12 protein-coding genes (1 of these 12 only partly in view) are annotated in these 9,863 nt (G+C 51.4%); 4 read left to right on the top strand and 8 right to left on the bottom strand.

What is annotated here, in order from left to right:
- A protein-coding gene (locus NST23_RS05270; protein ID WP_173600099.1) for a nucleotidyltransferase-like protein crosses the window boundary here: on the bottom strand, nucleotides 1-498 show its 5' portion. 378 nt of this gene lie to the left of the window's left edge; 498 of the gene's 876 nt are visible here — the first part of the coding sequence; it begins with the start codon at nucleotides 496-498; its stop codon lies off the left edge, out of view.
- A 117-nt stretch (nucleotides 499-615) separates the two neighbouring features.
- Here NST23_RS05270 and NST23_RS05265 point away from each other — a divergent pair, with 117 nt between their 5' ends.
- Nucleotides 616-990, top strand: coding sequence for a YgzB family protein (locus NST23_RS05265; RefSeq protein WP_005827746.1), 375 nt, complete (start codon nucleotides 616-618; stop codon nucleotides 988-990).
- A 72-nt stretch (nucleotides 991-1,062) separates the two neighbouring features.
- Here NST23_RS05265 and NST23_RS05260 read toward each other — a convergent pair whose 3' ends face one another.
- The 3 genes from NST23_RS05260 to nth all read right to left on the bottom strand — a co-directional run bounded on the left by NST23_RS05260 (nucleotide 1,063) and on the right by nth (nucleotide 4,306).
- Entirely contained in the window at nucleotides 1,063-2,808 is a 1,746-nt protein-coding gene (locus NST23_RS05260) for a glycosyl hydrolase family 18 protein (protein WP_173597182.1), read from the bottom strand.
- Nucleotides 2,809-3,067: 259 nt separating this feature from the next.
- On the bottom strand, nucleotides 3,068-3,505 hold the full coding sequence (gene perR, locus NST23_RS05255) for a peroxide-responsive transcriptional repressor PerR (RefSeq protein ID WP_063228727.1): 438 nt from the start codon (nucleotides 3,503-3,505) through the stop codon (nucleotides 3,068-3,070).
- 144 nt (nucleotides 3,506-3,649) lie between these two features.
- Nucleotides 3,650-4,306 carry an endonuclease III gene (gene nth, locus NST23_RS05250; protein WP_340963274.1) on the bottom strand — a complete coding sequence of 219 codons (657 nt, stop codon included), beginning with the start codon at nucleotides 4,304-4,306 and terminating at the stop codon, nucleotides 3,650-3,652.
- Between the two features lie 127 nt (nucleotides 4,307-4,433).
- On the opposite strand from nth, the gene NST23_RS05245 reads away from it, so the two are divergent.
- Complete coding sequence (locus tag NST23_RS05245) at nucleotides 4,434-5,348, top strand: complex I NDUFA9 subunit family protein (protein WP_340963272.1); 915 nt, start codon at nucleotides 4,434-4,436, stop codon at nucleotides 5,346-5,348.
- Nucleotides 5,349-5,395: 47 nt separating this feature from the next.
- Here the strand turns inward: NST23_RS05245 and NST23_RS05240 are convergent, their stop codons facing one another.
- The 4 genes from NST23_RS05240 to bcp are packed head-to-tail and all read right to left on the bottom strand — an operon-like array spanning nucleotide 5,396 to nucleotide 8,329.
- Nucleotides 5,396-5,944: a cob(I)yrinic acid a,c-diamide adenosyltransferase gene (locus tag NST23_RS05240; RefSeq protein WP_122966124.1), complete on the bottom strand. Its 549-nt coding sequence runs from the start codon at nucleotides 5,942-5,944 to the stop codon at nucleotides 5,396-5,398.
- Between the two features lie 42 nt (nucleotides 5,945-5,986).
- Nucleotides 5,987-6,748, bottom strand: a complete 762-nt coding sequence (locus NST23_RS05235) for a class I SAM-dependent methyltransferase (RefSeq protein ID WP_173597072.1) — start codon at nucleotides 6,746-6,748, stop codon at nucleotides 5,987-5,989.
- A 9-nt stretch (nucleotides 6,749-6,757) separates the two neighbouring features.
- On the bottom strand, nucleotides 6,758-7,810 hold the full coding sequence (locus NST23_RS05230; protein WP_173597073.1) for a M42 family metallopeptidase: 1,053 nt from the start codon (nucleotides 7,808-7,810) through the stop codon (nucleotides 6,758-6,760).
- 48 nt (nucleotides 7,811-7,858) lie between these two features.
- Entirely contained in the window at nucleotides 7,859-8,329 is a 471-nt protein-coding gene (bcp, locus tag NST23_RS05225) for a thioredoxin-dependent thiol peroxidase (protein ID WP_122966127.1), read from the bottom strand.
- A 151-nt stretch (nucleotides 8,330-8,480) separates the two neighbouring features.
- Here bcp and NST23_RS05220 point away from each other — a divergent pair, with 151 nt between their 5' ends.
- Nucleotides 8,481-9,113 (top strand): ArsR/SmtB family transcription factor, encoded by a 633-nt coding sequence (locus NST23_RS05220; protein ID WP_063228734.1) that lies wholly within the window; start codon nucleotides 8,481-8,483, stop codon nucleotides 9,111-9,113.
- Nucleotides 9,114-9,197: 84 nt separating this feature from the next.
- Complete coding sequence (locus tag NST23_RS05215; protein ID WP_122966128.1) at nucleotides 9,198-9,836, top strand: HAD family hydrolase; 639 nt, start codon at nucleotides 9,198-9,200, stop codon at nucleotides 9,834-9,836.
- Nucleotides 9,837-9,863: the final 27 nt, after the last annotated feature.

Here is a 9,863-nt window from a genome sequence, read left to right as displayed (position 1 = left end):
CACGATCAGCCTCGCCCACGAATGCAGCGATTGGATGAGCGCATGATGGGCATCCAAGATCAGTCCTTGCTGAAGAAACTCTTTTGTCTCGTGGAAAAACCGGAGGAGTTGGGAATACTCCCTACAGATAAACTTTTTTTGCAGCGCAACAGGCAGACGACTCAACCGACTCTTCATCTGCTTCATATAACCGTCTTTGTCCCAGACAATATCCGCTCTCCAAAGCAACGCAGCCAAACGTTCATCCAGACCGCTAACCGCCCCTTTTTCAAGCTGCCAGGTACTAATCTGTTGCTCCATGACCACTCGTCCCTGAATGTGCAGACGGCGGATTTTTCCCTCTGCTTGCGGCTGGTTGACCACGACAAGATAAAAGGCGCCATCGCGAAACGGAACCAGCAGATCCGAAACAGGCAAAACCAGCACAGCTTGTACATCCGGGCGCTGCCGCAGCTTATTCAGATACGTTTGCTGACTCTCCTCTCGCTTCATTGCCATGTCAGTGTTCCTCCCTGCCCCTGGGTTGAACTTATGGATTCTACACGATTTGTCCGTTTCCTGCTTGTCAACAGACAAATCCTTTGTATGCTATACTGTATAGTAGGAGGAATGATGATGAAAAAAACTGAACGCCTGAGCAAAATCAAACGCATGCGCACATGGGGTAACTGGAGCATGGTGATCGGCATTTTGCTGATGTATACAGGGTACGCTTTTTTCGGAGGATATCTGGACTTTATACCTTTCCTTGGCAACCTGTTAAAAGGCTCTCACATCTTCATGACGCTGCTTTTGATCATCGGCTTTATTTTGACGATGGGCAGCACCGTCTTGTTTATGATCTCCGGCATGGTATCTACCTCTGCTCCTCAAGTAGAATGTCCTTCGTGCCAAAAAGTAACGAAAATGCTTGGGAAAGAAGATGCCTGTATGTTTTGCGGACAGCCTTTGCGTCTGGAAGACGGGCAGCCCCAGCAAAACCAGACATGATCGATTTCTCATTCGTTCGAGATGCAATAAGCCACCTGCACTTTCCCATTCGGGCAGCAGGTGGCTTCTTTTTTACTGAGCGGTTATAGCGTTTTTCAAGCCTTCCTCGATGGTCGGCCAAATCTCCGGCACTTCGAACCCTCGCCGCCACGAGGCGACTCCAGCCAAATCGTATTTCTTCACTAACTCCATCCGCTTTGCCATGGACGAGACGTCCTCCAACCACATCTTGTAGACATTCCCGTCTTTGGGATCGCGGTATTCCACATACTGCTGACCAGATGCTTTATCCAGGACCGGAGTCAGCTTTCGCTCCGCTATCCACTCCTGCGCTCTCGGCATGGACAGCGCCTTGGAGCTTACCTTGACTGTTCCGTCAGCCTGCTTGGCTTCTGTCCACAATCTTGTGTAAAAAGGAACACCCAAAAGCAGCTTTTCGTTCGGCACTTCTTCCAATACTCCTTGCAAGCCTGCTTCGACCCATGGCAATGACGCCACCGAGCCTGCTTTCGGGCTTGCCGCCCAATGCTCATCGTAGGTCATGACAGCCATGTAGTCGACGACTTCGGCCAATGCTTTGCGATCCAGAAACATCGACCACGTCTTGGCGTTGGACTTGATTGTCACATCGATGGAAACGGTTAGTCCTTGCTGATGCAAGTAAGGCGTCAGCTCGCGGACAAACTGGACGAGCCGCTCCTTGTCCTCATAATACACGTTTTCAAAGTCGATGTTGATGCCGTCCAAATCATACAAGTGGGCATAGTGGATCAATTGGACAATCAGCTTGTCTCGCTTGTCGTAGCTGCCGAGAACGGATTGGGTCCAGTCCGGGTTGAAGCCGTTCGTGACCAGCCCCCACACTTGGTAGCCGCGCTTATGCGCCCATTTTACATACGCCGAGTCCGCTCGGTTTATAAGCGTTCCTTCTGCATCTTTCAATTCAAACCAGGTAGGTGCGATCACATTGACGCCAGGCAGCGTCTCGATCTGGGCGACATTCGGATTTTTGCTGACGACGTGCTCCCAAACCATGTTCACCTTTTGCCCATCAGGCTTCCATGCGACTTGCTCGCCAGAAGACCCGGCATGCTGCAAGCTGACCTTTCGCTTTCCGGACATCTCAACGCTTTTCTCCGGAAGAAAGCCTGCAATCCCGGATGCTGTCAACACGCGGTAATAGCCTTCCTGTTCTCCGAGAACATCAACTGTATCCCCGGAGGACAGCTCGCTTACGATCGGTGTCCGGTGAGAGGCTCCAACACGGACGAGCTGCTTTTCCTCTCCGCTGATCACATGCGCCTGCTCAATCTCGTACCCTTCCTGCTCTACAAGGAGCACGCCTGTATCGGCTTTTCGCTCGAAGGCAAACGGATACAGCTTGGTGAGCGGATCAAGCGGCACATAGCGCTTTCCTTCCACTTCCTTCACGGGCACCTGCAAATTGACTGGCTGCTTGTTCAGATGAGCTACGACTTCCCCGCTCTCCATCCGCAAAACTTTGTCCTTCGTCGTCACGATCACAGAACGGGTAGGCTCATCCCAAAAGATCGCCGGGTCGATTTTCTCTTTAATGAAATCAAAAGGAAGCAAGATTTGCTCCGCGTCGAGCAAGTAAGTAGCATCCATGCGCTTTCCTTCAAAGACGATGACATCTTTGGCGCCGTCATACGGCTGCACATGTTCCGTTGACGCCCGCAGCACGAAAAACCAGTAAATGCTCCCAAAGATGGCGAGCAAGAAAAACATCAGCATGAAAAGTCTGCGCAGCGCTCTTCCCCTTCTGCGTCTGGGACGAGGTACTGTATTAAGCTGCATGCTCACGGTTATACCCTCCTCCCAACCAACGGGCTTTCGCCACGGTTCCGATCATCTGTATCATTCCTGCAATATTTCGATCATAGCCTTGGTTCAAACGATTCACAACCTTTTGTATACTGGAAAACGCAGGACGAGCCGTTCTCCCTCCAAAAAAAGACGTTTGAAACAGCCAAAACGTTACACATTTCAACAGAAAAACACCTTCTGCCTCAACTCTTCGACATTCGTTGAGGCAAAAGGTGTTCATCCACATAACTCAATTTAGGGTACTCTTTTGACAGGACTCGCAGACGCCATATACTTCCATCCGATGGCCGGTGACTTTGAACCCGATATCTCTCGCCGCAGCCTCTTCCGCCTCCCGCAAGTACGGGAAATGGAAGTCCCGGATCGCCCCACAGCTAGAGCAGATCGCGTGGTAATGGTCTTCTTCCACATTGGCATCGAAGCGGCTGGAAGCATCCCCGTAGGTCAGCTCAATTACCAAACCCGCATCTTTAAAAACCCTGAGGTTGTTGTAAATCGTCGCGACGCTCATATTGGGGAATTTGCCTTCGAGAGCTTTGTATATTTCGTCAGCCGTCGGGTGAGTCATCGTCTCCAGCAAATAGGTTAAGATTGCATGGCGTTGAGGTGTCATCCGAACCCCGGTGTTTTTGAGGATTTCTACAGCTTTTTCTACACGCTGTGCCATATTGTCACACCCCACAGTCTTCGCAAGACAAAAGATCAATCAACTCTGTTTGTCATTGATTAGAATTACTTTAAATAAGTGTACGTCTATTCGGCGAAAACTGTCAATATCCATTCCGCCGAATTGCGGAGAAAGAAATGGAAATCAAGCTTTTGCTGCCTTTTTCGCTTCGGTCAAAGCGTATTTGCACATGGATTGCAATTGGCATTGATCGCATTTCGGATTGCGCGCCGTGCACACTCTTCTCCCGTGCCAAATCAGCCAATGATGCGCATCCGACCATTTTTCGCGCGGAATCTTCTTCATCAGCTGGCGCTCTACTTCGTCCACATTGTCGCTGTTGGCAAGGCCCAGGCGATTCCCGACACGAAACACATGGGTATCGACCGCAATCGCCGGAACACCGTACGCATTGGAGAGTACGACGTTGGCCGTTTTTCTACCTACTCCCGGCAACGCCTCCAGCTCGGCGTGCGTTCGCGGCACCTCTCCATTGTACTTTTCGTACAAGATTCTACAGGTCTCCAAAATGTTTTTACTCTTATTCTTGTACAAGCCCAGCCCTCTTATATGCTCTTCCATTTCTTCCTGCGTCAGATGCAAATAGTGTTCCGGCTGGTTCAGCTGTTTGAACATCGGTTCTGTAATTTCATTCACCCGCTTATCCGTGCACTGCGCCGAAAGAATCGTGGCGATCAAAAGCTCAAACGGGGTTGTATAATTCAACTCGCAGTGTGCATCCGGGTACATCTGCTGAAGTGTGTCCAGAATGTCTGCAACGGGTACTTTGCGTTGTGCCATAAATATATCCCCCTTTTTCCTACATTATACCGATCTTGAACAGCTCGGCAATCGTCGCAAGCCATGGAAAGCAGTTCGTGACCTGATGTACAATAAGCTTGGAATCATTTAACAGGGGGCGATATGAATGAAAGTTTTCCTGACAGGAGCTACCGGCTTTGTCGGCAAAGGCGTGCTGGATCGTCTGATTGCAGAAGGCTACGATACCGTTTGCTTGTCCCGGCCAGGTCGGGCAGATTCAAAAGGCAAACTGCTCCCTGAGGTGACTGGCTCTGGAAGCGTGACGGAAGTGGCTGGGGATATACTGGACGCTGAATCGCTGAAAACAGCCATGGCAGGCTGCGACGCCGTCATTCACCTGGTCGGAATTATTCGCGAGCAGCCGGGAAAAGGAATCACTTTTTCGCGGATTCACGTCGACGGCACGCGCAACGTACTGGAAGCAGCCAAACTGCATGGCGTAAAACGCTTCGTCCACATGAGCGCACTCGGTTCAAGAGAAAACGCCACGAGCCAGTACCATCTTACGAAATACAAAGCGGAGCAACTTGTCAAAGCAAGCGGCATCCCTTACGTCATTTTTCAGCCATCGGTCATTTTCGGGCCTGGCGACGAGTTTGTAAACATGCTGGCCGATCTTGTTCGCATGCCAGTCACTCCTGTGCTCGGAAACGGCTCTTACTTGTTGCAGCCTGTAGCGCGAAAAACAGCAGCGGACGTCTTTGTCCAAGCCTTGAACCATCGCGAGGCAACCAATCAGACGTACGAAACAGGCGGGCCTGCTCCCGTCTCCTATGAACAAATTCTCGATACGATCGGCGAGGTGCTCGGCAAGCAAAAAGTGCGCAAAATCCACATCCCGCTCGCCTTCATGAAACCAGTCATCAACGCAATGGAGGGCTTCTCCTTTTTTCCGATAACCAACACCCAGCTGACGATGCTGCTCGAAGGCAATGCCTGCCGGGACGCCGAACGGCTGTACGACACCTTTTCCACAGAAAAAATCGCCTTTCGCCCGGGAATCTCCACCTATCTTTCATAAACGATCCGCCAAAAAGCAAAAGCCCCTGAAAAATCAGGGACTTTTGTTTATTCATGCAGTGTTTTCTCCACAGAACCCGTCTCTTTGTTCACGTGACGGGCGACGACGAACAGATAGTCAGACAGGCGGTTGAGATATTTGACCACCGACGGATTCACCTGTTCCTGCTGGGCAACGTGGACGGCTTTTCGCTCTGCGCGTCTCACCATCGTGCGGGCGACATGGAAGGCAGCAGCAGCGGGATGTCCTCCCGGCAAAATAAAGTTCGTGAGCGGCGGCAGACTGGCATCCAACTGGTCAATCTGCCCCTCCAGGAACGTAACATCTTCCTCTGCAATCGGCCAGCCGACCTTTTTCCCTTCCGGCGTGGCGAGTTCTGCCCCTACGTGGAACAGCTTGGTTTGAATGATGTGGAAAACATCCTGCAGCTCTTGCCACGCATCGGACGCAGGCAACAAGGACAAGGCAAGCCCGATCTGGGAGTTGGCCTCGTCGCACGTTCCATACGCCTCGACGCGATCTGCAAACTTGGGCACGCGCACTCCCGCTACCAATGAAGTTTCGCCTTTGTCTCCCGATTTCGTATAAATCTTCATTCCGATCCCCGCCTTCATTGGTTTTTGTCTGGAACAAGTAAGCTACACAGACTCACAAACGACAATCAGCTCCGTACTGCTCGCATCAAAAGGCGCTCTGGCAAACGTTCCGTACCGTTTGGTCACTTTCAGTCCGTTCAACCGCAACAAGTGATGAAATTCGGACGGATAAATGTAGCGCAAGGCAAAACGTCCCTTCAGCCGCTCGGTTACCACTCCGTTTGCATCTGTGCGCTCGTAGATGCGGGTCACTTCGCACAACTGTTGGAAGTGATCGTAGCGGGTGTAGTCCCACATCGACAGTTCTTCTCCCGAAGGCAACATCTGTGTGCCGCGCAGGGACATCTTTTCGTTTTCTTCGTAAAAATGATTGATCTTCGGTACAAAGACGTTCATGACGAGCTTGCCGCCTGGCGCCAAATGCTTGCGAATACAGGCAAGCGCCTTCATCTGTTCCTGAACGTGCAAGAGATGTAAAAACGAGCGAAACGGGATCATGATCAGCGAAAAGGTTTCCCCCAGCTCGAAGCTGCGCATATCTCCCTGCAACAGCTTCAATCCGGCGCTGACGCCTTGCGCATCTGCTTTTTCCTGCGCTTTCGCCAGCATCTCTTGCGACAGGTCGATCCCCGTAACCTCGATTCCGGCCTGAGCCAGCGGGATTGCAATCCTTCCCGTCCCGCAGGCCAGATCGAGCACTTTTCCGCCAGCTTGCTTCGCTTCTTCCAGATAAAATTCAACATCGCCAGCAAGTCCGCGCTGCATCAGGTCATAGTAATCAGCCCATTGATACATATTGCTCATGCCGCCCTCCTATGCTTGCATGTCCTCGGAAGCCAGGTAAGCCATGACGAGCTTCGCTGTATTGTCGAGCGCTTCTGTATGCGTGCGCTCATGGGAGTGGGAGGCGTCCACGCCAGGACCGATCAAGCCGTGAACAATGTCGTATCCGGCCCTGAGCGCCGCGCTCGCGTCTGATCCGTAGAACGGATAAATGTCTACCGCGTAATTCAGTCCATTTTGCTGCGCCAAACGTGTCAAGTGGCTGCGCAATCCGTAATGGTACGGCCCGGAGGAATCCTTCGCGCAAATCGAGACGCAATATTCATCGGTCGTCTGTCCGTCGCCGATCGCGCCCATGTCAACCGCCAAATACTCGACGACGTTGGCTGGAATGCTGGAATTGCCGCCATAACCGATTTCTTCGTTGTTGCTGATGAAAAAGTGGGTTGTATACGGCAGTTGTTGGCCCGTCTCGCGAAGCGCTTTCAACACGCCCAACAGAACGGCAACGCTTGCCTTGTCGTCGATGTGACGCGATTTGATAAAGCCGCTGTCTGTTACCGTCACGCGCGGATCGAACGAAACAAAATCGCCAACCGAAATGCCCAACGCCTGTACTTGCTCGCGGTTTGTCACTTTCTCGTCCAGACGAACTTCCATGTTGGAGTCGGTTCTTTCTGCCTTGCCTGCTTCACGGCCATAGACGTGAACAGATGCTTTCGTAGACAAAATCGTCCCGGTCACCAGGCGGCCACTCGCTGTTTCCACTGTGCAGTGCTCGCCTTCCACGGCATTGAACTCAAAACCGCCGATCAACGTCAGCTTGAGGCGTCCGTTGCTTTTGATTTCTTTGACCATGGCTCCCAGCGTATCGACGTGCGCCGTCAGCAAACGCGCCTTGTCATCACGCGCCCCCGGCACGGTAGCGACAATCGCTCCCTTGTTCGTCCGTTTGTACTCCACGCCAAGCTGCTCCAGTTCCCCAGCGACCCACGCCATTACTTTTTCTGTGTTGCCAGACGGACTCGGGATATTCGCCAATTGGCAAAAAGCTTGAACGACATACTCGGTAGACACACCCATGAGAAAATCCTCCTTTTATGTACTATGACTATGTATTAAACGCCGATTTTAGCTTTGCAGCTCTTCCTTGATAAACTGGAGCACTTCCTGTACGTGCCCTTTTACTTTCACTTTCGGCCACACCTTGGCGATGTTGCCTTCCTTGTCGATCACAAAAGTGCTCCGCTCAATTCCCATGTACTCGCGGCCGTACATTTTTTTCAGCACCCAAACGCCGTACGCCTCCGCAACTTCATGCTCCGGATCGGCCAAAAGCACAAACGGCAGCTCGTGCTTCGCAATAAACTTGTCGTGCGACTTCACGGAATCCGGGCTGATTCCGAGCACGACAGTGTCCAGCTCCGCGAACATCGGGTGATAGTCTCGAAAATCGCACGCTTCGGTCGTGCAGCCCGGCGTCATGTCTTTTGGATAAAAATAAAGCACGACATTTTTTCCGCGGTATTGCGAAAGCGAAATCGTCTGTTCATTGTTTGCCTGCAAAGTAAATAAAGGCGCGGCTTGTCCGGTTTCGATCATGCTCATCCCCCCGTAAAAATCACTGGTTTCATTTTACCACAAGCTTACAGGTACTTCATCCGCATATACGTTGCGCTTTCTAGCAGAAAACGATAGAATTAATTAAGAAAAATAAAAAAATGGCCTAGTCAGTTGGATGGTGAGAATTGGCATGAAAGAGTTTTTTGAAGTAACGGATCCAGAAGCGCTTAAATCCCTTGCCATAGCAGAACGGGTTAAGATTCTAGAACTCTTCGAGGATTTGGAGCCGCGTACGGCCAAACAAATCGCTACGGAACTAGGCGAAAATGCTGCACGTCTTCACTACCACGTGAAGGAACTTGTGCGTGTTGGTTTGCTCGAACAGGTAGATACCCGCGTCAAAGGTTCCATCGTGGAGAAATACTACGAGCCAGTCGCCAAGGTGATTCAGGTTAAGCTTCAGCTTATGATTGAAGAAAATGCACAGCAATTGAGTGACGTCATGTTCACTCCGTTTCGCACCACAGAAAAGGATCTCATGAGGACACTCAATCGTTTCGTTGCAAGCGATCAGGATGTTCGCAAGGAATACCAGAATACTTTCGCTTTCAACCTGACTGAATTTTATTTGAGCCAGGAAGAACGCAATCAGTTGGTGGACGACATCAGCGACCTGTTGCAAAAGTACAAAGGCTTCAAAAACGAGCAAGGCCGCCGCAAGTTCAAGTTTTTCGATGTCTTGTTTCCGCTGACGCCTGCTGAGCCGACAGACGATTCGGAAGAGCAGTTTGAGGAGCAAGACGACCAGAACAAGCCGCTGTAAAGCTGTAAAAAGGAAATCGACCAACACCAGGAAAACCATCAAGAGAGATGGTTTTTCTTTTTTTATTCCAAAGGAGGGGCAGCCATGCGCACGATTTTGTTTGATTTTGACGGTACAGTCGCCGATACGCTCCCACTCATTTTCACGGCCTTTCGCTCTACTTTTCAGCGCTTTTTGCAAGAGCACTACTCCGATGCGCAAATCGTAGCGATGTTTGGTCCAACCGAAACTGGCATTTTGCAAAACAAGCTGCCCGCCCATGAACACGAAGCCGCTCTCGATCATTTTTTCCATGTGTACACGCTTGAGCACGCTCAGGTGCAAAATCCTCCGCAGCTTGCAAAGATGCTTGAACAGTTGCATTCTGCGGGCATTCAGATGGGAGTCGTGACGGGAAAAGGGCGCAGAAGTGCAGATATATCGCTGCGCGAGTGGGGATTGGAAAAGTATTTTTCTGTCGTGATCACAGGCGATGAGGTGACCGAGCCGAAGCCGCATCCGGAAGGCATTTTCACAGCGCTGAAACAGCTGGGAGCTACAGCCGAGAATGCGATTTTTGTGGGCGACAGCGACGCAGACATTATCGCGGGACGCGCCGCAGGGCTGACTACGGTCGGCGTTGACTGGCTGCTTGTCACCCAGAAGGCCGGGAGCTTCGATCCTGAGCCGGACTATCGCTTTTCTGACGCGCAGGCGTTTGTTGACTGGGTGCTTGGCCGCTGATTGATTCGGGTTGCCTAACCTGCTATT

Source organism: Brevibacillus sp. FSL K6-0770 (genome assembly GCF_038000275.1).
Lineage (GTDB): Bacteria > Bacillota > Bacilli > Brevibacillales > Brevibacillaceae > Brevibacillus > Brevibacillus parabrevis.
The sequence above is the reverse complement of the archived record's forward strand: the minus strand, read 5'-3'. Positions and strand labels throughout refer to the sequence as shown.